This is a genomic window from Treponema peruense, assembly GCF_016117655.1.
In the GTDB taxonomy this organism is placed as follows: Bacteria; Spirochaetota; Spirochaetia; order Treponematales; family Treponemataceae; genus Treponema_D; species Treponema_D peruense.
In genome coordinates this window covers 655,268-675,974 of sequence record NZ_CP064936.1, presented here as the reverse complement: position 1 = coordinate 675,974, position 20,707 = coordinate 655,268, and the positions used below count along the sequence as shown (strand labels likewise).

General features: G+C 43.2%; 24 protein-coding genes, 1 tRNA gene and 1 pseudogene. 10 read left to right on the top strand and 16 right to left on the bottom strand.

Going from position 1 to position 20,707, the window contains the following annotated elements; all coding sequences use genetic code 11:
* Positions 1 to 40: 40 nt before the first annotated feature.
* The 10 genes and pseudogenes from IWA51_RS03245 to rpsP form a co-directional block, all read right to left on the bottom strand.
* Positions 41 to 229, bottom strand: coding sequence for a hypothetical protein (locus tag IWA51_RS03245; RefSeq protein ID WP_177528497.1), 189 nt, complete (start codon positions 227 to 229; stop codon positions 41 to 43).
* Between the two features lie 3 nt (positions 230 to 232).
* Positions 233 to 592: a YraN family protein gene (locus IWA51_RS03240; protein ID WP_198443176.1), complete on the bottom strand. Its 360-nt coding sequence runs from the start codon at positions 590 to 592 to the stop codon at positions 233 to 235.
* Positions 589 to 864, bottom strand: a complete 276-nt coding sequence (locus tag IWA51_RS03235; RefSeq protein WP_198443174.1) for a phosphohydrolase — start codon at positions 862 to 864, stop codon at positions 589 to 591. The genes IWA51_RS03240 and IWA51_RS03235 overlap by 4 nt, the downstream gene beginning before the upstream one ends.
* On the bottom strand, positions 861 to 1,127 hold the full coding sequence (locus IWA51_RS03230; RefSeq protein ID WP_177528500.1) for an EscU/YscU/HrcU family type III secretion system export apparatus switch protein: 267 nt from the start codon (positions 1,125 to 1,127) through the stop codon (positions 861 to 863). Before IWA51_RS03230 ends, IWA51_RS03235 begins: the two co-directional genes overlap by 4 nt.
* Positions 1,124 to 2,158, bottom strand: coding sequence for a hypothetical protein (locus tag IWA51_RS03225; protein ID WP_198443172.1), 1,035 nt, complete (start codon positions 2,156 to 2,158; stop codon positions 1,124 to 1,126). The genes IWA51_RS03230 and IWA51_RS03225 overlap by 4 nt, the downstream gene beginning before the upstream one ends.
* Positions 2,159 to 2,328: 170 nt before the next feature.
* Positions 2,329 to 2,676: pseudogene (gene rplS, locus IWA51_RS03220) on the bottom strand (50S ribosomal protein L19); the annotation flags it as partial.
* The gene (gene trmD / locus IWA51_RS03215) at positions 2,663 to 3,520 is read right to left on the bottom strand and encodes a tRNA (guanosine(37)-N1)-methyltransferase TrmD (protein WP_198443170.1); all 858 of its coding nucleotides are present in this window, start codon (positions 3,518 to 3,520) and stop codon (positions 2,663 to 2,665) included. The gene trmD and the pseudogene rplS, both read right to left, overlap by 14 nt.
* A 4-nt stretch (positions 3,521 to 3,524) precedes the next feature.
* The gene (rimM, locus tag IWA51_RS03210) at positions 3,525 to 4,106 is read right to left on the bottom strand and encodes a ribosome maturation factor RimM (RefSeq protein ID WP_177528504.1); all 582 of its coding nucleotides are present in this window, start codon (positions 4,104 to 4,106) and stop codon (positions 3,525 to 3,527) included.
* An 8-nt stretch (positions 4,107 to 4,114) separates the two neighbouring features.
* Positions 4,115 to 4,348, bottom strand: coding sequence for a KH domain-containing protein (locus IWA51_RS03205; RefSeq protein WP_177528505.1), 234 nt, complete (start codon positions 4,346 to 4,348; stop codon positions 4,115 to 4,117).
* A gap of 17 nt (positions 4,349 to 4,365) precedes the next feature.
* Positions 4,366 to 4,632 (bottom strand): 30S ribosomal protein S16, encoded by a 267-nt coding sequence (gene rpsP / locus IWA51_RS03200; RefSeq protein ID WP_177528506.1) that lies wholly within the window; start codon positions 4,630 to 4,632, stop codon positions 4,366 to 4,368.
* A 233-nt stretch (positions 4,633 to 4,865) separates the two neighbouring features.
* On the opposite strand from rpsP, the gene IWA51_RS03195 reads away from it, so the two are divergent.
* Positions 4,866 to 4,940, top strand: a tRNA-Asp gene (locus tag IWA51_RS03195).
* Positions 4,941 to 5,065: 125 nt separating this feature from the next.
* Here the strand turns inward: IWA51_RS03195 and IWA51_RS03190 are convergent.
* The 6 genes from IWA51_RS03190 to IWA51_RS03165 all read right to left on the bottom strand — a co-directional run bounded on the left by IWA51_RS03190 (position 5,066) and on the right by IWA51_RS03165 (position 10,775).
* A complete protein-coding gene (locus IWA51_RS03190; RefSeq protein ID WP_230402701.1) occupies positions 5,066 to 5,827 on the bottom strand; it encodes an amino acid ABC transporter ATP-binding protein in 762 nt (253 codons plus the stop codon).
* Positions 5,811 to 6,485: an amino acid ABC transporter permease gene (locus IWA51_RS03185; protein ID WP_198443168.1), complete on the bottom strand. Its 675-nt coding sequence runs from the start codon at positions 6,483 to 6,485 to the stop codon at positions 5,811 to 5,813. The genes IWA51_RS03190 and IWA51_RS03185 overlap by 17 nt, the downstream gene beginning before the upstream one ends.
* A gap of 32 nt (positions 6,486 to 6,517) precedes the next feature.
* Positions 6,518 to 7,291 carry an amino acid ABC transporter substrate-binding protein gene (locus IWA51_RS03180; protein ID WP_177528509.1) on the bottom strand — a complete coding sequence of 258 codons (774 nt, stop codon included), beginning with the start codon at positions 7,289 to 7,291 and terminating at the stop codon, positions 6,518 to 6,520.
* 216 nt (positions 7,292 to 7,507) lie between these two features.
* Positions 7,508 to 9,070 (bottom strand): argininosuccinate lyase, encoded by a 1,563-nt coding sequence (gene argH, locus IWA51_RS03175; protein WP_198443166.1) that lies wholly within the window; start codon positions 9,068 to 9,070, stop codon positions 7,508 to 7,510.
* 21 nt (positions 9,071 to 9,091) lie between these two features.
* The gene (locus tag IWA51_RS03170) at positions 9,092 to 9,487 is read right to left on the bottom strand and encodes a metal-dependent transcriptional regulator (protein ID WP_198443164.1); all 396 of its coding nucleotides are present in this window, start codon (positions 9,485 to 9,487) and stop codon (positions 9,092 to 9,094) included.
* Positions 9,488 to 9,536: 49 nt separating this feature from the next.
* Entirely contained in the window at positions 9,537 to 10,775 is a 1,239-nt protein-coding gene (locus tag IWA51_RS03165) for a phenylacetate--CoA ligase family protein (protein WP_177528512.1), read from the bottom strand.
* A gap of 164 nt (positions 10,776 to 10,939) precedes the next feature.
* Here IWA51_RS03165 and IWA51_RS03160 point away from each other — a divergent pair, with 164 nt between their 5' ends.
* The 9 genes from IWA51_RS03160 to htpG all read left to right on the top strand — a co-directional run bounded on the left by IWA51_RS03160 (position 10,940) and on the right by htpG (position 20,633).
* Positions 10,940 to 11,209 (top strand): ACT domain-containing protein, encoded by a 270-nt coding sequence (locus IWA51_RS03160; RefSeq protein WP_177528513.1) that lies wholly within the window; start codon positions 10,940 to 10,942, stop codon positions 11,207 to 11,209.
* A gap of 3 nt (positions 11,210 to 11,212) precedes the next feature.
* Positions 11,213 to 11,977 (top strand): rhomboid family intramembrane serine protease, encoded by a 765-nt coding sequence (locus tag IWA51_RS03155; protein WP_198443163.1) that lies wholly within the window; start codon positions 11,213 to 11,215, stop codon positions 11,975 to 11,977.
* A 61-nt stretch (positions 11,978 to 12,038) separates the two neighbouring features.
* Entirely contained in the window at positions 12,039 to 13,124 is a 1,086-nt protein-coding gene (locus IWA51_RS03150) for a 6-phosphofructokinase (RefSeq protein ID WP_198443162.1), read from the top strand.
* Position 13,125: 1 nt separating this feature from the next.
* Positions 13,126 to 13,977, top strand: coding sequence for an alpha-hydroxy-acid oxidizing protein (locus tag IWA51_RS03145; protein WP_230402700.1), 852 nt, complete (start codon positions 13,126 to 13,128; stop codon positions 13,975 to 13,977).
* Between the two features lie 18 nt (positions 13,978 to 13,995).
* A complete protein-coding gene (locus IWA51_RS03140) occupies positions 13,996 to 14,931 on the top strand; it encodes a DMT family transporter (RefSeq protein ID WP_198443161.1) in 936 nt (311 codons plus the stop codon).
* 2 nt (positions 14,932 to 14,933) lie between these two features.
* Positions 14,934 to 15,596 (top strand): ECF transporter S component, encoded by a 663-nt coding sequence (locus tag IWA51_RS03135; protein ID WP_198443160.1) that lies wholly within the window; start codon positions 14,934 to 14,936, stop codon positions 15,594 to 15,596.
* A gap of 24 nt (positions 15,597 to 15,620) precedes the next feature.
* Positions 15,621 to 17,075: an NAD-binding protein gene (locus IWA51_RS03130; protein WP_198443159.1), complete on the top strand. Its 1,455-nt coding sequence runs from the start codon at positions 15,621 to 15,623 to the stop codon at positions 17,073 to 17,075.
* A gap of 1 nt (position 17,076) precedes the next feature.
* The gene (locus tag IWA51_RS03125; RefSeq protein ID WP_198443158.1) at positions 17,077 to 18,519 is read left to right on the top strand and encodes a TrkH family potassium uptake protein; all 1,443 of its coding nucleotides are present in this window, start codon (positions 17,077 to 17,079) and stop codon (positions 18,517 to 18,519) included.
* A gap of 146 nt (positions 18,520 to 18,665) precedes the next feature.
* On the top strand, positions 18,666 to 20,633 hold the full coding sequence (gene htpG / locus IWA51_RS03120; RefSeq protein ID WP_198443156.1) for a molecular chaperone HtpG: 1,968 nt from the start codon (positions 18,666 to 18,668) through the stop codon (positions 20,631 to 20,633).
* The last annotated feature ends 74 nt before the right edge of the window (positions 20,634 to 20,707 follow it).

The window sequence follows — 20,707 nt, the reverse complement described above, 5'->3', positions numbered from 1 at the left end:
TATTCCATACCCACAAGCCGTTAAAAAAGGCGCAGAAAATCTATCTCCGTAGCAGAAAATCAACGCCGTTTCCCGTAACACCCTGCGAGTCAACAATATGCCGGCTCATAATAACCGCAATCCGATCCACCGCCGAGTTTATATAATTTTCATCATTGATTTTCTTTCTAAGTTCCATAATTCTGGGAGAAAGGGATAAATCTTTTTTTACATTTTCTGCAACCTGCATGTATTACTCCGAAAAAGCACTGACAATATGATGAACACTTTCCAGCCCGGGAACATCCAGGGCCAGAACGTCAAATCTAACATAAGCGTTACTATATTGTCGATGTTTTTGCAGGTAACATTTAGCGGTTTTAATAATCTTATTTTGTTTTGAATAGCCAAGTTCGTGTGCAAGAAGTTCCGGGCTTCCGTTCGGAAGAGTCTTTACTTCTACAAAAACGAGAGTCTCTTCCTTAAAAGCGATAATGTCTATTTCACCGCCCCTGTTTCTGAAATTTCTGTCAATGATTTTATACCCTTTTGAAACCAGAAATTCAGCAGCGCGGTTTTCCCCGCAAACTCCTTTTTCTCTTGTTGAACTCAAAGCGGCTCCAGTTCGCCAATATCTTCATCTTCTTCAAACTCTTCCAGTTCTTCAAGTCCGTCATCTTCAGGAACAAAAGTCTGCCTTATTTCACTCATAGGATGTCCTTCTGTCAGCAGAAACGGAACAGACCATCTTTTAAGAGCTTCTATATGGTAAGGTTTTGCAGGATGACCCGCAGCAAGAAACATATTCTGCCCGTCATCAAAAAAAACAGGAGCACTGTAGCGTACTCCCAGAGTTATCTTTGAACAATCCAACTTTACATTCATCTTTTTCTCTCTTCCAGACTTGAAATCATGGCAAACACAGCGGCAACTGCCTTCCATGACTCTTCGGGAATACATTCACCTATTTCACCAACCGAAAGAACATTTTCCAAAAGCTCATCACGCACAATCGGAACAGAATTATCGCGGGCAATTTCAATCATTTTTTTTGCAAGCTCACCCTTTGATTTTGCCGTAATAAAAGGAGCCTCTGCATCACCGGGATACTTCAGCGAAACAGCCGAAAGAACTTCTTTAATGCTCATACAATATCTTCAAATGTAATGGGAATTTGGTCATCAGCGCAAAGGCTTTCAGTTAAAGTCAAGGAGGAATAGGTTACTGGCACAGAATTGCTTGTGTTCATGCCGGAACTAAACAAGTCTCCAAGCCACTTTTCCTCGTTATGAATTTGTGAGGTCAAAAGCGGCGGTAATGTACAGAACCGCACTTCCTTTACCTTGCTTTTGCTATAGTATAGCACAAAAATATAATTTGTATAGTCTGTATTACATTTAATTCTTATTTTTTCAGTTAATTTTGAATTAAGATTCAGTAAAAAAGACAGGGTACCTTTTGCATTGAAATGTGCATTGTTCAGCTCAAACGGAACACAAATCCAATGTTTGTCAGAAGAAAATGATGAGTGGTTCAAAAGAGCAAGCAGTCCTTCCTTTGCCTGAGGAATTTTGCCGAACAGTCCAAAATACGTTCCCTCCCCGTCTGCAAACTTCTGCTCTTCCCCGTGATTCTGTGACTGCGGTGAGGTATCAAAACTGCCGTCCGTAATGCCTAGCATTCTGCAGACAAGCGAATATTCTGGTTCTATGCCTTTTTCCATAAGAATTGAGGCTGCTTCTGCTGCAAGTTTTTCTTTTCCGGGAAATTTTGCAGACAATTCACGGGCACGCCGCAGAATACCGCAGTCAATTTTTACACCAAACTGTTGCATAAGCATTACAATCTGTACCGAAATTCCGTCACTTTGGATTGCATTTGAAACAAGAAAATCTGCCAGCCGCGGTTCAATACTGTTGTTTGCGCCGGACTTTTCAGAAACTGTAAGCAAGAGCCGCCCATCCTGTGAATGTGAAACTACGGCTCTGAAAGTTTCTCCTGCCGCCAGGTTTTTTGCACAAAAAGCTTTTATGCGCTGTCCGTTCAGCAAAACAAGGCTTGCACCGTCACCAAGCGGCTTTTCTACGCACACAAGAACACTATCACCGTCATTTATTATGGAAGAATTTGAATTTGAAGCCGCATAAACATTACGGCCCTGTACCTGTATAGAAGACATAAAAAAACCGCTGAACTTTTTTGAGTCCAGCGGCTCAATAATTATTTCTTTGCGGCCTTGTTTGCTGCTGCTTCTGCTGCAACTTCTGCCTTTATCTCTGCATTGAGAGCAACTTCTGCTGCGTCTGCAGCCTTCTGTGCGGCTCTGTTTGCTGCAAATGCTGCCATAGCCTTAGGTCCAAGAAGTTCCTTAATCTTTGCAGCCTTACCAACCTTGTCGCGAACGTAGTAAATCTTTGAGCGGCGAACTTTTCCGGGGCGTACAAGCTCTACCTTCATTACGCGCGGGCTGTGAAGAGGGAATACACGCTCAACACCAACACCGTAACTTGTCTTGCGTACAGTAAATGTCTTGCCGATTCCTGAATTCTTCATGCAAATAACAAGTCCTTCAAAAATCTGAATACGCTTTGTCTTTCCTTCGATAATTTCAAAGTGAACCTTTACAGTGTCTCCTACCTTAAAAGTCTCTGCATTGGGTTTCTTCTGCTTTTCTTCAATGGTTTTAATAAGATCCATCTTTTTTCTCCTGGTCATCACCGTTTGCTTTGGAAGAATATTTTCGCTCATAACGGGCTCTTAACGCTCTAAGCTTACGGCTGTTCTTGCGGTCATTTTTGTACGTAACAAAGTCCGCAAGTTCTTCGATCATTTTTTCGGCCTCTTCAGAAAGAGTACCAGTCAGTCTTGCCCTTTGAATCAGATCAGGTCTGTTCATAAGCGTTTTCTGAAGGCTCTTACGAAGCCGCCACTTTCGGATTTCTTCATGGTTGCCGCCCGTCAAAACTTCGGGTACTTCCAGGCCCCTGTAAACATTCGGCCGTGTATACTGGGGATATTCCAAAAGCGCGCCGGTAAAACTTTCCTCGTCCAGTGACTCTTCGGTTATGACGCCTTCCACCAGCCGATAAACACTATCGACTATAACTGTGGCTGCAACTTCACCGCTTGACATGACATAATCCCCTATGGAGATTTCTTCGTCAACGTAAGTGTCAATTATCCTCTGGTCAATACCTTCGTATCTTCCGCAGACAAGAACAAGTTCGTCCATCCGACTGAATTCAAGTGCTTTTTTTTGTGTAAAAGGCTTTCCGCTCGGCGTGACATAAACCACATGCTTCTGCTTTTTATAAGCCTCTACGCTGTCCAAAGCGCGTCCTAAAGGTTCCGGCAACAAAAGCTGTCCGGCTCCTCCGCCATACGGAGCGTCATCACAAGTACGGTGTCTATCAAAGGCAAAATCCCTGATATTCACCAAATCGTAGGCAATAATTCCCTTTTCCACCGCTTTTGCCATGATCGAACTTTCAAAAAAAGCACGCGGTATCTCAGGAAACAAGGTCAGCACAGTAAATTTCATGGAATTACTCCAGAATCCAGAGGTGCATCAGCCGCATCTTTCTACGCTCAACATCAACTGTTCCAATAAATTCATCATTGAATGGAACAAAAACGCTTCTGGGCTTTGAACCCTTTGACATTCTGACATCTTCACGCAGCAAGGAACAACTCTCGGACAGCGAAATCTCAACGAGATAACCCGATCCGCCTTCCTTTACGTCTGTGACAGTCCCAACGACAGACTCGGAATCATCTTCCGGTTCCACCGCTCCGTTATAATAAATCACCGAGCATCCCTTAAGATCCTCAATGTACCACTCACCTTCCTGCAAAGGGTGCGCGTTTTTTCTTGGAACTACGATCTGCCACCTGTTGTATTCTGCAGCTTTTTCAGGTGTACTTATTCCAACCAGTTTAAGATACAATGTTCCAGAAGCCGGCTTGGCATATTCAACCTTGAACAGCCTTGACTCCGTTCCATGTGTCAAAGTCACTTCTTCCATACCAACAAAGTGTTCGTACTCGCCGGAAGTGCTTTCTACTTTTAACTCGCCCGCGATACCGTGTGTACCACGAACAACGCCCACTACAAACTGCTCTACCATCGATGCCGTCAGTCCAGAATTTCCAGGCTGTAACGCCTTCCGTCTTTGTTAGCGGATGCGCTCAAAACAGTACGCAGAGCTTTTGCAATACGACCGTATTTGCCAATAACCTTACCGATATCACTCTGGGCAACGCTCAATTGAAGAACAGGTCCGCGCTCACCCTCGGTTTCCGTTACGGAGACTGAAGCTGGATCATCGACCAATGATTTTGCAATGTATTCAATCAGGTCTTTTTCCATTACCTACTCTCCGAAAACTACTTGGTGATTGCTGTTCCTGCTACAGACAGACCCTTTGTATTGAAAATCTTCTTTACAATTGGTGAAGGCTGTGCGCCTACGCTGAGCCAGTACTTTGCGCGGTCTTCCTTAAAGGCAACCTGCTTTTCTTCAACGTCGATAGGATGGTACTGTCCGATCTCTTCGATTGTCATTCCGTCACGTGGTTTGCGTGAGTCCACAACTACGATACGATAGAAGGGGCGTTTGTTTGTACCAAACTTCTTAAGTCTGATTTTTACCACTTTCTTGTCCTCCAAAGGTCTCTCACGAACGGGGTTAAGACCTAAAATACAATTTTCTGCACACAATAGTGCGAATGTATATATTATTGAAAATACCTTTTTTAGTCAATGTCGACACTTGATTTTGAATAAAAACAGACATAATTTTGCATAAAAAATCCATTTTTTTTGAAAAATCAGATCAAGGTCATTGACAAAAAAATACATAGTCTGTATAGTATCAATACGTTTTTGGGGGCGTAGCGAAGCTGGTTTATCGCGCTGGCCTGTCACGCCGGAGATCGAGGGTTCGAGCCCCTTCGCTCCCGAAACTTTACCCGTTCATTACTGAGCGGGTATTTTTTTTGTCCAGGCAGATTTTTCTTATTCAAAAAAAACGAAAACCTATTGAGCTTGTGGCCGTTAGTCTGTTCTATAATAATGAAAACAAAAATCAGTTTTTATTGAAGCGACGCAAAAAAGCTTTTGTTCTTTCTTCACGCGGAGTCTCTATAACTTCACGCGGGTTCCCCTGTTCAACTATGACACCGCCGTCCATAAAAATAAGGCTATCACTTGTGTCGCGGGCAAAAGACATTTCATGAGTAACGACGACCATTGTCATTTTTTCTTTTGCAAGATCCCTTATAACAGAAAGAATTTCTCCGGTAAGTTCAGGATCAAGGGCAGACGTTGGCTCGTCAAAGAAAAGAACCTGAGGCTTAAGGGCAAGTGCACGCGCTATACTTACACGCTGCTGCTGTCCGCCGGAAAGTTCACACGGGTAAGAAAGAGCCTTTGTTTCAAGATTCATCTTTTTAAGAAGATCCATCGCAATTTCACGTGAGTGGTCTTTGTCGCGTCCGAGTACAATCTGCTGAGCTTCGGTAATATTGCGCAAAACAGAAAAATGCGGAAAAAGATTGAAGTTCTGGAAGACAAGCCCCACATCAAGTCCTATTCTTCTAAGTTCATTTTTTTCGGCATACACACCGTCTTTTACCATCGTACTTCCGCAGATGGAAACCGAACCGCCCGAAACTTTTTCAAGCTGGCATATACAGCGCAGGAGAGTCGATTTTCCGCTTCCGCTGGGACCAATTATTCCCAGAACTTCGCCGCGGTGTACTGAAAATGAAATGTTTTTTATTACTTCAAGATTTCCGAAGCTTTTACTGAGATTCTCAACGGTTATAACATCATTTGTAGTAGTCAAGTTTTTTCTCCATAACATCGAATATCTTTGAAACAACCCAGTTCATTATAAAATAGAAAACACCAGCAATAAAAAGAGGCATAACACTTACAAGACGGCCGCTCTGTGTCTGCGCAACATGGAAAAGTTCAGCCACGCCAAGAACCTGAACAAGAGCCGTATCCTTTACAAGCGTAATAACTTCGTTTCCCATAGCCGGAATAATGCGTTTTACAACCTGCGGAAGAACAATTCTTGAAAAAGTCTGTGTTTTTGTAAAGCCCAGCACTTTTGAAGCTTCGTACTGGCCAACCGGAACAGCCTGGATTCCGCCGCGGTAAATTTCTGCAAAATAAGCGGCATAATTTACCACCATAGCAACAATTGCTGCAGTAAAGCGGTCCAGACCCACATGAAAAAGAGTAGGAGGCGCAAAGTAAACAAAAATGAGCTGCAACATAAGCGGTGTTCCGCGGATTATGAGCATGAATACGTTTGTTACTTTGGCCACAACCTTTACTTTGGACATACGGCCAAAGCAGATAAGAAGCGCTAATGGAAGAGAAAACAGAAGCGTAAGAAAGAAAACCTCAAGGCTCACTCCTGTACTGCGAAACATGGCGACAAGAAGCTTGTCGATTTTTATTCTTGTAAAATATGCTGTAACTGCTTCTAACATAAGCGCTCTGTATTTTTAGAGATTGACTTAAATTACTTTCCGATTACAGAAAGGTCTGTTCCGAACCACTTTTCATCGATTTTTGCAACAGTACCGTCGGCCTTCATTTCTTCAAGTGTCTTCTGTACCTTGTCGCGGAGTTCTGTATCTGTCTTGCGGAATGCAATGCCGTACTCTTCTACAGCAAGTGTTTCTGAAAGTACAACAAACGGCTTTCCTGTCTGCTTGATGCTGTAGTTTGCAACAACCATATCCATTACAACACCGTCAATGCTCTTTATTTCAAGGTCGTTGAGGGCTGTTACGTTTTCCTTGAACTCTACTACTTCACCGAGGGAATTTTTGAATTCAGGAGCTGCGTCAATTGCATCCATTGCAGAAGATCCAGCCTGAACACCAACTTTTTTACCTGCAAGGTCAGCAAGGGAAACAATTCCGCTGTCTGCGCGTACAACTACTACCTGTGCATTTGCAAGATAGGGTTTTGTAAATGCCATTGCAGCTTTTCTTTCTTCTGTCATTGTAAAGCCGTTCCAAATACAGTCAATCTTCTTTGTGTTGAGTTCCTGAAGATTCATTGACCATGTTATAGGCTGGCATACAAGTTCAAGTCCAAGTCTTTTTGTAACTTCGCGGGCAAGATCAATGTCATAACCGACAATTTCATCTGACTCATTGCGGAATCCCAAAGGAGGGAACGAGTCATCCAGTCCAAGAATGAATTTTGATGAAGTCTCTTTCTTTGCACATGAGAACAAAGAAACCATAACCGCTGCGGCCAGTGCAACAACTGCAATTTTTTTCATAAAATACTCCTATAAAAATATTTGAAGACTGTTTCAACAGTCGAAAATGTTTTTATTGCGTTTTGCAACAAAGTGAAAAACGCAGTTCAATAAAGAAAGTTCACATTGTGAACTTTGAGTTAAAAAGACCGGCGACAACCGACGGGCTTTTTATACTCACTCCTTTTATAATGCAGGAAACATCGAAAAACTGTAATTTTCCGATGTTTTCCAAAATTATTTTATTTTCTTAAGGCTCTTTTTGCAGAATTTTGCAAGTCCGCGAATCTGCTCAAGCGTTTTTACAGAAGAAGGTGCTCCTGTTGTGTTGCGGTTTTCGACACATTCACGCGGGCTTATAAGGGCGTAAATATCTTCGTCAAACAGCGGTGAACAAAGCTGGAGTTCTTCCATACTCAAATCTTCTATTTTATCAAGACCGGCATCTATCGCCATTCTTACAGTACGCGCAGCAACACCGTGTGCCGTGCGGAACGGCATTCCTTTGCGTACAAGATATTCCGCAACGTCAGTGGCATTGGCAAAACCACCTTCAACACTGGCTGCCATTCTGTCAAGGTTCCACTTTGCACTGGCAATCATCTTTGTAAAGACGCTGATATTGGCACTTACTGTATCAAGCGCGTCAAAAAGAGGTTCCTTGTCTTCCTGAAGGTCGCGGTCATAGGCAAGCGGCAGTCCCTTTACCATGGTAAGAAGATTTATCAAATCACCATAAACTTTTCCCGTACGCCCGCGTATAAGTTCCGCAAAGTCGGGGTTCTTTTTCTGCGGCATAATTGAACTGCCCGTAGACCAACTTTCACTCATTTCAACAAATGAAAATTCCGTAGTTGACCAGAGAACCAGTTCTTCGCACATTCTGCTAAGATGCGACTGAAGAAGCGCAAAGTCCGAAGTAAATTCAATGCAGTAGTCGCGGTCAGAAACAGTGTCCAGGGAATTTTCAGTTACTCCAGCAAAGCCCAGTTTTTTTGCGACGGACTCGCGGTTAAGCGGAAGTGTTGACCCCTGAAGTGCGCCGCTTCCCAAAGGAGACTTTGAAATACGGCCAAGACTGTCTTCAAGACGTTCCCAGTCACGTACAAGCATTGCACACCAAGCAAGAAGATGCTGTGCAAGCGTTCCGGGCTGGGCATGCTGCATATGAGTATAGCCCGTCAAAAGAGAATCGGTGTTTTCTGAAGCAATTTTTGCAAGTGTCTGCACAAGTGTAATTATCTGGTTCTGTACAGACGGAACAACGCGCCTTAAATAAAGACGTTCGTCCAAAGCAATCTGGTCGTTGCGACTTCTGCCTGTATGAAGCTTTTTTCCGCTTTCGCCGATTCTGTCGGTAAGAGTTGCTTCTATAAAAGAATGAATATCTTCTGCGCTGTAATCTATGGAAAGTTTTCCCGAAGAAAGATCTTTTTCGATTCCCTTAAGGCCTTTTACAATTGCCGAAGCATCAGAACGCGGAATAATCCCCTGTTCACCGAGCATTGACGCGTGTGCTATAGAGCCGTGAATGTCATCAAGTGCCATGCGCTCGTCTACATGAATGGAAGTTTCAAAATCAATGGCAGCCGCATCGGGACCTTCTTTAAAACGGCCGCTCCAGAGTGCCTTGTGATTGTCTTCTGTAATTGCCCCGTGTGGAACATTGTCACTGACTTGCGAAACAGGAGCCGCGGCAGAAACTGTCTTTTTTGAGGCAGATGTTCTGCGCGTTGTTTTCTTTACGGGCTTTTCGGCGGTCTTTTCAGCACCACTCACAACTGTCTTGTCTGAATCCATACAAAATCCTTCCAATTGAATTTATTTTCGCCTGCCGGAATACCCGGCATTTTTACGCATCCAGTTTTCTATTCCGCGTTTAACATCTTCATCAATGTCATGCTCTATGCGGCAGGCATTCTGTTCAGCCTGGTCACGGTCAACGCCTGCAGTTACCTGAAGAAATTCTGTAAGAAGAACGTGTCTTTCATAAATGTCATCTGCGAGGGCCTGCCCTTTTTCTGTAAACTCAAGAAAACCCACATCACTTGTAACCACGTAACCGTTTTCTTCAAGTATTCCCATAGCATGGCTTACACTGGGCTTTGAGACACCAAGATGACGGGCCACATCAACAGGGCGTGCAGCTCCGTTTTTTATCTTAAGTACCAAAATTGCTTCAAGATAATCCTCACCGGACTTATGCGGTTCAGCCATAAACACCTCAACACAGAATATTCTGCGCATTATAGCATTTATTCAAGTATTATTCAAACCTTCTGTCTTCTATGCGCCTTGTCTTTTTTTCACTGCGCGGAAGTTCGCCTTCACCAACAATACGGACTTTGGGTGTCATGTTGTACTTTGACTTGAAATTCAGTGCAAGGGTAAGAGCTGCTTCTGTACGGTCGGTTCCGCCTTCTACTTCTACAGAAAGCTCAAGTTCGTCCTTTCCGTCAACGTGTTCAATTACAGCCCTGTATTCACTTGAAGTTCCCGGAACAGACTTAATGACATCTTCTATTGTACTCGGAAAGATAATATTCCCCTTGACTTTTACCATGTCATCGCTGCGTCCCAGAATAGGGGTAATTCTCGGGAACGAAGAGCCGCATTTGCACTTACCCGGAATAAAAGCCGCAAGGTCATGTGTTCTGAAACGGAACAGAGGCGCACCTTCCTTTACAAGAGTTGTAAGTGTAATTTCGCCCACTTCACCGTCTTTTACAGGAAGGCCTGTCTGAGGATCAAGAATTTCCATGTAAACATAGTCGTCAAAATAATGTATTCCGTTGTCTTCGGAACAGCTTATTCCTATTCCGGGGCCGTAGCATTCAGTAAGACCGTAAATGTCGTAAAGCTCTATTCCAAGAATGTCGCGGATTCTTGCACGCATTTTGTCTCCCCAGCGCTCTGAACCGATTACACCTTTTTTTAAATTGATTGATTCCTTGAGGCCGCGGTTTTCTATCTGTTCGGCAAGTAGAAGGGCATAGGATGAAGTTGCGCACAAAACAGTGGACTTTAGATCGCGCATCATCTGCAGCTGCTTTTCGGTGTTTCCAGGACCAAGCGGAACAGCCATTGCACCAAGCCGTTCGCATCCGAGCTGAAACCCTATTCCGGCTGTCCAGAGCCCGTAACCCGGTGTAATCTGTATTCTGTCGCGTTTTGTGATTCCAGCCATTTCGTAGCATCTTGCAAACATCAGTGACCAGTCATCTACATCTTTCTGCGTATACGGAATAATTACCGGTGTTCCCGTAGTGCCGCTCGAAGAATGAATGCGCACAATCTGCTCTTCGGGGACAGCCGCAAGTCCCAAAGGATAGGCGTCCCTGAGTTCCTGTTTTGTACTGAACGGAAGCTTCTGAAAACTCTGCTGATCAACTATATCTTCAGGGTTTATTCCGCTGAATTTCTTTTCGTAATAAGGATTGCCGCAATTCTTTACACGGCGTATCTGGTTTCTGACCTGTTCAAGCTGAATTTCACTAATCTGCATATTTTTGTCCTATAATATTTTTTTCCAAGCAGGATAAAATAAATGATAAACGCATTATTTGTTTCTGTCAAGAGAAACATTTTACAGATTGCAAAACACTTCCAGAAGGCACAGAAGGCGCCTAATCTTGTAAAAAAAACGCACGTCTGTTATAATTAAAAATTATGAAAGCAATTATTACAGTTGTCGGCGGAGACAAAGTCGGCATAATAGCAAAAGTTTCGGCATATCTCGCAAAGCATTCAATCAACATTGCAGACATCACACAAACTATTCTGAGCGGTAACTTTGTAATGATGATGATGGTAGACTTTGACAACGCAGACACAGATATTGACACTGCAAGAAAAGAACTTACAGAAGAGTCAAAGTCACTCGGAATTGAAATCAACGTAATGAACGAAAAAGTTTTTTCGGCAATGCACCGCATCTAAGAAATGGCAAAAAAGACTTTCCGCTTAAGATATGATTCCCCGGTTACACTTACATTTGCCCTTGTTTCGGCAGCGGCGTTTTCTGTGGATTTCTTTTTTCTGAACGGATCTCTTGTCAAAAATATCCTTACCTGCCCAGGAACAAAGGCTCTGGGAGATATAGCGGCATTCAACTTTTCAAACCCGGCAGATTATGCAAAGACAATTCTTCACGTATTCGGCACGGGCGGTTGGGAAAACCTGCTTACGACACTGACCTTTGTTCTTCTTTTGGGTCCCACTCTTGAAGAAAGGTACGGTTCACCAATGCTCGCCTTAATGATGGGAATAACCGCTTTTGTTACCGGAGTTCTTACTGCGTGCGCCGTTCCTGTCCCTTCTGCGGGCGCCGGTTCCATTGTGTTTATGATGATTCTTCTTGAATCGCTTCTGGCACTGGCCAAAAAAGATATTCCTCTTTCATGGCTGATGATTTTTCTTCTATATATATCATACAGAATGTATACTGCGGCAAAGATTGCGGCGCCGGTTTCAAAAGGTTTCATGCCTTTTCTGACTGCGAATGTTCCGACTTTTGTAGATCTTGCGGGCGGTGTTTGCGGAAGCCTTTTTGCATTCCTTGTTGCGCCCAAAAAGAGAAATGCTCCGCGCAAAGCAGAAAAAACAGAAGTAAGAGAAACAGGCACTCCGGCCTCAGAAAACCGTGCTGGAGACAAAAAAAATTATTCTTCGGGCGACGAAACTGTTGTCGGCAGCATAAATCTTTGACAGTCTGATTAAATTATTTAATTTTATTTACACCGTACAGTTTGTTTGCTATAATTAACGCATGGAAAGTTCTAAAGTCAAAAGATTTGGTATTCTTACAAGCGGCGGTGATGCGCCGGGTCTTAACGCAGCCATTCGTGCAGTATGCAGAACGGCATCTATCCAGTACGGAATGCAGGCTGTTGCAATTCACAACGGTTACAGGGGTCTTGTAGAAGGAGACATGGAAGAACTTGCCCCTTCTTCACTTGTAGGTTTGCTTACAGAAGGCGGAACCATTCTTGGGACTTCCCGCGACAAACCGTTCAAAAATCCTGTTCCAGATGCAGAGTCGGGACTTCTTCCTATAGAAGCAATAAAAGAAAACTACAAAAAATGGAATCTTGACGCTCTGGTCTGTCTTGGCGGAAACGGCACAAATACAACAGCATGTCTTCTTTCACACGAAGGACTCAATGTTATAGGACTTCCAAAAACAATTGACAACGACATTGTATGCACAGACATGACATTCGGTTTTCATACGGCGCTTGATGTTGCTACAGATGCAATAGACAGAATCCACACGACAGCACACAGCCACAGCAGAATAATGGTAATAGAAGTAATGGGACACAAAGCAGGCTGGCTGGGCTTGTATTCCGGAATAGCAGGCGGCGGTGACGTTATTCTTATTCCCGAAATTCCGTATGACATTAATTCGGTGGCAAAAAAAGTCATGGAACGCCGTGATGCAGGCAAAAACTTTTCTATTATTGTCGTTGCTGAAGGCGCAAAAAGCAAAGAAGAAGCACTTCTTGACAAAAAAGCATTCAAAAAAGCAAGGGCCGAAATGCCTTATTCAATAGCATACCGTGTAGCACACGAACTTGAACAGGCAACTTCGCTTGAGTCAAGAGTTACTGTTCTTGGTTACCTGCAGCGTGGGGGAACACCGTCTTCTTATGACAGAATTCTTGCAACACAGTTCGGAACGGCCGCGGCACACTTTCTTGCCGAAGGTGACTTTGGCAAACTGGTTGCCCTGCAGAACGGAAAGATAACAGGTGTTCCTCTTGACATGATTGCAGGCAAAGTAAAAAACATTCCGGCGAATCATCTTATGATAGAAACTGCCCGCGAACTTGGAACGTGTCTGGGTGACTGAATTGACAGAAAAAAAATGCAGACTCTGTTCTGAATGCAACGGCTTTGGCTGCAAAGGACAGATTCCTGGAATGGGCGGCCCCGATAACAATGAAAATTTTATTCTTAACTGCGCGGACTGGAAAAACATTCCCGCAGGAATTTTCCCCCGGAACAAAGGTACGCTAAGACTTGCACCCATGACAGGTGGTGTGGAAAACGCCGGTTACCATGAAGAAAAATTGTTCTACACAGACATTATAAACTCCTGTATTGAAGCCGGAATTGCACTTTCTGTAGGAGACGGCACACCCGATGAAAAATTTATATGGGGATGCAGTGCGGTAAGACAGAACAATGCAAAAGCCGCTGTTTTTATAAAGCCCTACCCCGATGAAAAAATAGAAGAGCGCATTGAACTTTCACAGGACATTGCCGAAGTCTGCGGAATAGACATTGACAGTTACAACATTGCCACAATGCGCAATCTGGTTCATCTTGAAAAAAAAACTTCGGAACAGCTGCTCAAAACAAAAAATCTTCTTAACAAAAAAGGCATTCCGTTTGCAGTAAAAGGCATTTTTACAGAAAGTGACATACAGATGCTCCGTGAAGTAAAACCTGACATTGCGTATGTTTCAAACCATGGCGGAAGAGTTCAGACAGAAAAAGGAAGCACAGCGCGATTTCTTACCCTTTATGCAGACAAAATAAGAAATTACTGCAATGAAATCTGGGTCGACGGCGGAATAAGAAACGGAACTGACATGGAAAAAGCATTTTCTTACGGGGTTTCCACTGTTCTTATGGGACGGCCGTTTATTACGGCGCTTCTTAAAAAACAGAACTTCCTCTACTTGTTACCAAAAAACTAATATGCTATACTTTCGCTCATGAAAAAACAGGCATTACCTTATATTCTTGCGGCATTCTGCATTCTTGTATGGGGAGTGTCGTTTATATGCACAAAATATCTTCTGCGCACGTTCAGCTCGCTGGAAATTCTTATTTTAAGATTTGTAACAGGATACATTGCGTTCTGTATTATTTCACCAAAGCCACTCAAAACTTCGGGAATAAAAGAGGAACTTCTTTTTATGGGAGCAGGGCTCTGCGGGATTACGATCTACCAGTTTGTTGAAAACATTGCAATTTATTTTACAGCCGCAAACAACGTAAGCATAATTGTTTCTACATGTCCCATGTTTACAGCAATTATTGCGGCAATTTTTCTTCATGAAAAAACAATTACAAAAAATTTTGTACTGGGTTTTGTAATTGCAATGACGGGAATCGTGCTTGTGACACTTAACGGAAGTTCTGAATTCAGTCTGAGTCCAAAAGGTGATCTACTGGCACTCGGTTCGGCAATATGCTGGGGCTTTTACTCACTGTTTGTTTCAAAAATAAATTCCTTGGGACACGGAAATTTTGCTTCTACAAGACGCATTTTTTTCTGGGCACTCATATTCATGATTCCGCTGGCAGTTTACGGACTTGTCTTTGGAGGAAAGAGCACTTCCATAAATTTCTGTCCGGCCGAAAACACAGCAAGATGGAGTGACTGGAAAAATATTCTTAACCTTGTAATACTAGGTGTATTTGCAAGTTCACTGGCCTTTGTCGCGTGGAACAAAACCTGCAAAGCGTTGGGAACAGTAAAAACAACTGCAGCAATTTACATGGTCTGTGTCGTAACAATTATTTTTTCATTCATATTCCTTGGTGAAAAAATATCTCTGGCAGGACTTTTCGGAACATTCCTTACGATACTGGGACTTTTCATTTCTGAAAAAAAACAGAATAAAAATATAAACATCAGGAGCTAAAAATGAATGAGAAAAAACTTTCAGTTAACCAGCAGATTGCAATGACAGGAGCATTCGGTGCATTGAGCATTGTACTGAGCCTTACTCCCCTCGGATACATTCAGCTTGGTGGTTTCATTACCCTTACAATAATGCACATCCCGGTAATTCTTGCAACGGTTATTGCAGGTCTTGTTCCGGGACTTGGAACAGGTCTTATATTCGGTCTTTCAAGCCTTTTGAGAACCGTAATGAACGGCGGCGGAGCGACACCTTTCTTTCTTGACCCGCGCGTTTCTGTTATACCGCGTATTCTTTTTCCTGTAGTTGTATGGCTTATTTTTAAACTCATGTGCCTTATTCCAAAGATGCCCAAAATAATTTCGGGCTCTGTTGCTGCAGGACTGGGAACACTTGCGCACACGGTTATGGTAATGGGTTCAATTTATATTTTCTATGGGGAACCGCTTCTTGCTGGAATGACAAAAACGCTTGAAGGAATGGGATACAACATGTCTGCACTTACAGGCTTCGGCGGTTTTACTGCAATCATTGCCTGTACACTTGCAACAAACGGACTTTGGGAAATAATCGCTGCAGTCATTCTTACGGCCACAGTCATGCTGAGTATTTTTGCAGGAAAGGGACGCAAATCAAAACTGTCCAGAATTGAAGACAAAAACTAACCAATCTGCTACAATTTTTGTGCAATGAACATAATGATTATCGGAGCCGGATTCACAGGCATTCAGCTTGCAAAACGGCTCATAAATGAAAAAAACAACGTTACGCTTATAGACAATGACGAAGAGACAATCCGCCATGCGGGAAACAGGCTTGACTGCAAACTGTTCAAAGCAGACGGCAACAATCTCGAAAATCTAGAAGAAGCCGGAATAGACAAGGCAGACGCACTTGTTACGCTTACCGAAAGCGACGAGATAAACATGATAACATGTTCGCTCGTAGATGCCGTCTACCCCAACCTGCTTAAAATCGCTCGCGTAAGAAACTATGCATATTATGTAAACACAAACGCGGCTGCTCTTCACCACGCAGAAACTTTTCTGGGAAAGCACCGTCCTCTTTACGGAATTGACTACATGATTCACCCCGACGTTGAAGCCGCCGAAGCAATTGTAAAAGCTGTAGAACACGGGGCAATAAGCGATGTTGTCACTTTCGGAAACGATGAGTTTGAAATTACAGCGCTCAGAATAGAAAAAGATTCACGGCTGGACGGAATTTCACTCAAAAACATACGCTCTCTTTCTGACAAAAAATTCATTATTGCCTATGCCGAAACTGTAGATACAAAAACCGGCACTTTTACAAGTTGTCTTCCCAGCGGAGAAACAGTTCTTCATGCAGGGGACAGAATTGGCGTTCTGGCAGAAAAGTCAGACATAAAGGAACTGCTTGAACTCTGCGGAACAAAAGTGGATGCAATAAAAAAAATTGCACTTGTAGGGGCCGGGCGTATCGGAACAATAATAGCCGACCACATAATAGAAAAAGACAGAACTTCGGTAATAAAAAAATTATTTGCAGGAACAAAAAAACTGTCACAGGATTTTGTAATAATTGACAGCGACCAGTCTTTGTGCAAAGCCGCAAGCGAACGGTTCCCCAGTGCAAAAGTTTTCTGTGCAGATGTTACCGACGAAGGCTTTATTCAGGAAGAAGGACTGGACAAGTTCAATCTGGTAATCTGCGCAACACACAATCACGAAATGAACATGGTTGTTTCTGCTTACCTTGAATCTCTGGGTGTAGAAAAAACCGTAGCACTTGTAGCACATTCCGCATTCGGGGACATTGCACGAAAGCTTGGAGTCGACGTTGCGGTTCCAGTAAGGGACACTCTTGTAGACAGCATAATGAGCCATCTTCACGGAAAAAGCGTAACTGGAATCCACACTGTTTCGAACGGCGCATTTGAAATTGTTGAGTGCGACCTTCCTTCTTCGAGCAAACTGGTCGGAAAAACCCTTAAAGAAATTGCAGACCCCGGAAACTACCTTATGCTTCTGGTAAAAAAACCGGGAAACGACAGCTACGAACTGCCCGTCGGAAACACTGTTCTTAACACAGGCGACCATCTTGTTCTTATTGAGCAGACAGGAGAGCGCAAAGTTCTGGAAAAATTCAGCAGGATAGACTAGCATGACTTTTACCGTACTCAGGATTATTTCATTCATCGTTGCCATAGTCGGAACAACATATCTTATTCCTGAAGCCGTTGCACTTTACTGCGGGGAAACACAGCTTATCCCTTACTTTTTTGTGCCAATGGTTGTCTTTTGGATTATAGCCGCAATTTTTATTGTTGTCGGCAGGAAAAAATCCACTACCCTTTCCATACGATCCAGTTTTGTTGTCGTCGCACTTTCATGGATTTCTGTAAGCATTTACGGAGCGCTGCCCCTTTACTTAAGCGGTGCAATTCCAGATTTCACAGACGCAATTTTCGAAAGCGTAAGCGGCTTTACGACAACAGGTGCAACAATTCTTTCGCAGATAGAAACCCTTCCGAGGACAATCAATTTGTGGCGCTGTCAGATGCACTGGCTTGGCGGAATGGGAATTGTCGCGCTTACCGTAGCCCTTCTTCCCATTCTTGGAGTCGGCGGATTCCAGCTGATAAAAGCCGAAACAACCGGTCCCGAAAAAGGCAAGCTTACTGCAAAAATTACAACTACTGCAAAAGCACTCTGGTTCATTTACGTAGGCATGACGGCTTTACAGACAGTTCTTCTTAAACTAGCCGGAATGGATTTTATTGACGCACTCTGTCATGCCTTTGCCACTTTGGGAACAGGCGGCTTTTCCACAAAAAACGCAAGCGTAGGCGCCTTTTCTTCGGCAGCGGCTGACTGGATTTGCACGGTATTCATGTTTCTTGCGGGAATAAACTTTTCACTGTACTATTACGCAATAACACGCAAGTTTCAGGAAATACGCGAAAGCACGGAACTGAAAGCCTATATTTTTATAAACGCTGCTGCAATTCTTCTGATTACACTCATTGAGTCCGGCACTTACAAAAACATTGCCGAATCTTTAAGGTACGCCGCATTCCAGGTAACAAGCATTATAAGCACAACCGGTTTTGCCACTACCGACTACACAGAATGGAAGCCCGCAAGCCAGGCAGTTATTTTTATTCTGTTTTTTATAGGAGGCTGTTCGGGCTCTACTGCAGGCGGAATAAAAGTAATACGCTGGGTAATTCTTGCCAAACAGTTAAGGAACGAACTACTCAAAACACTGCACCCGCACGGAATCTTTACAATAAGAATTGACCGGAGACCCGGAAGAAAAGACATTGTTTTTTCTGTAGCGGCATTTGTGTTTATTTACATGCTCGTTCTGGCAATTGCAACTTTTACGGCATCGCTTTTCGGGCTTGATCTGCTCAGTTCGTTTACAGGCGCACTGAGTATGATTGGAAACATTGGCCCTGCCTTTAACGCGCTGGGTCCTTCATGCAATTACGGTTTTCTGCCGGCCGCCACAAAATGGATGTACAGTTTTCTAATGATTGCAGGCCGCCTTGAATTCTTTACGCTCATAATATTTTTCTCACCGTCATTCTGGAAAAAATAATCTGCGGCAAAGACAGATTGCGCACAAATGTATATGCCGTTTCTTCTGCAAAAAAATTTGATTTCTGCATTGATTTTTATTAAATTTAATGCAGTCAAAAACGGGGTATACCCGAAATCATAAAATCAATTTGTGAGGAAAAAAACATGGCCAAATATCAGTTTCAGACAGAAGTAAACCAGCTGCTCAAGCTCATCATTCATTCAATGTATTCCAACAAAGACATTTTTCTAAGAGAAATAGTCTCCAATGCATCTGATGCGCTCGACAAGCTCAAGTATCTTACTGTTTCTGATGAAAATTTCAAAAACATAATCTTTAATCCAAGAATCGACATTTCGTTCAACGAAGACAAAAAAACACTTACCGTACAGGACTGCGGACTCGGAATGGACGAAAAAGATCTGAACGACAACCTTGGAACAATCGCACGCTCAGGAACAAAGGCATTTATAGAAAAACTTTCCCAGAGCGGAACAAACAATTCTGATTTAATAGGACAGTTTGGTGTAGGTTTCTACAGCGCCTTTATGGCAGCATCAAAAATTGACGTCTACACAAGAAAAGCCGGCGGTGACGGAACAGTCTGGCACTGGAGTTCTGACGGAACAAATGCTTACGAAATTGAAGAGCTTAAACCCGAAGATCCCTCATATGCAGCATACGGTTTCGACAAGAGCGACACTTATGGAACCGCAATTGAAATGCATCTCAACGACGATTCCAAAGATTACGCCAGCCACTGGAAAATTGACGATCTTATTAAAAAATATTCCAACCACATTGCATTCCCCATTTACCTGCACTATACGCAGACAAAATATGACAAAGACGGAAAAGCAAACGGCACAGAAGATAAAATTGAACAGTGCAACAGCGCAAGTGCCCTCTGGAAGCGCAACAAGAGTGAACTCAAGAAAGAGGACTACAACGCCTTCTACAAAACCCTTACACACGACGGAACAGATCCTCTCATGTACATCCACACGCATGCAGAAGGAACACAGGAATACACAACACTGTTCTACGTTCCCGAAGCTGCTCCTTACGACATGTACCAGGCAGACTACAAAAGCGGTGTAAAGCTTTATGTAAAAAGAGTTTTCATAACCGACGACGACAAGGAACTTTTGCCCTCTTACTTAAGATTTGTACGCGGCGTAATTGATTCAGAAGATTTGCCGCTCAATGTAAGCCGTGAGATTCTGCAGCAGAACAGGATACTTGAAAACATTAAGTCACAGTCCGTTAAAAAGCTTTTGTCAGAATTCAAAAAACTCGGTGAAGAAGCCGACGCCGCTTCCAAAAAAGCAGAGCAGACAGACGATGACAAGGCCGTAATTGCAAAGTGGAACACATTCGTAAAGAATTACAACCGTCCTCTCAAGGAAGGCCTTTATTCCGACTTTGCAAACAGGGACGAGCTTTCAGAAATAATCAGATTCAAGAGCACTGCAGGAGAAGGAACAGGCGACGACAAGTGGACCAGCTTTGCAGATTATGTACAGAGAATGAAGACAGACCAGAAGTACATTTACTACATAAGCGGTTCCGACGAAAAGAATCTGCGCGAATCACCGCTGCTTGAAGCATACAAAAACAAGGGTTTTGAAGTTCTCATTGCCCCTGATGAAGTAGATGACATTGTTATTCCGGCACTGGCAAAATACAAGGATTTCGAGCTTAAGTCTGTTAACCGCGCAGGAAGTGACGATGAACTCAATGTAAACAAAGAAGACCTTAAAAAGAAAGAAGAGGAATTCAAGCCTGTTCAGGAAAAAATCAAAAAGGCTCTTGGTGACAGGGTAAAGGATGTTGTTATGAGCAAGCGCCTTTCTGACAGCCCAAGCTGCATTGTTATTGACGAAAACGATCCGTCCCTTCAGATGGAAAGAATGATGAGGGCAATGGGACAGGGTTCTGCAAACCTTGTAAAGCCTATTCTTGAAATAAATGCAGACCATGCTATTGTCAAAAAACTTGCACAGGCAGACGACGCTGAACTCAAAAACATAAGCGAAGTTCTTCTTGACCAGGCTCTCCTTCTTAGCGGAAGCGAACTGCAGGATCCGGCAGACTTTGTTAAGGCAATGAATTCACTGCTGTCCAAGTAAGATCAAAAAAGTTCTGTTCCCCAATGGGTGAACAGAACTTTTTTTGCAATTTTTCAGATAACTGTATTGACTTT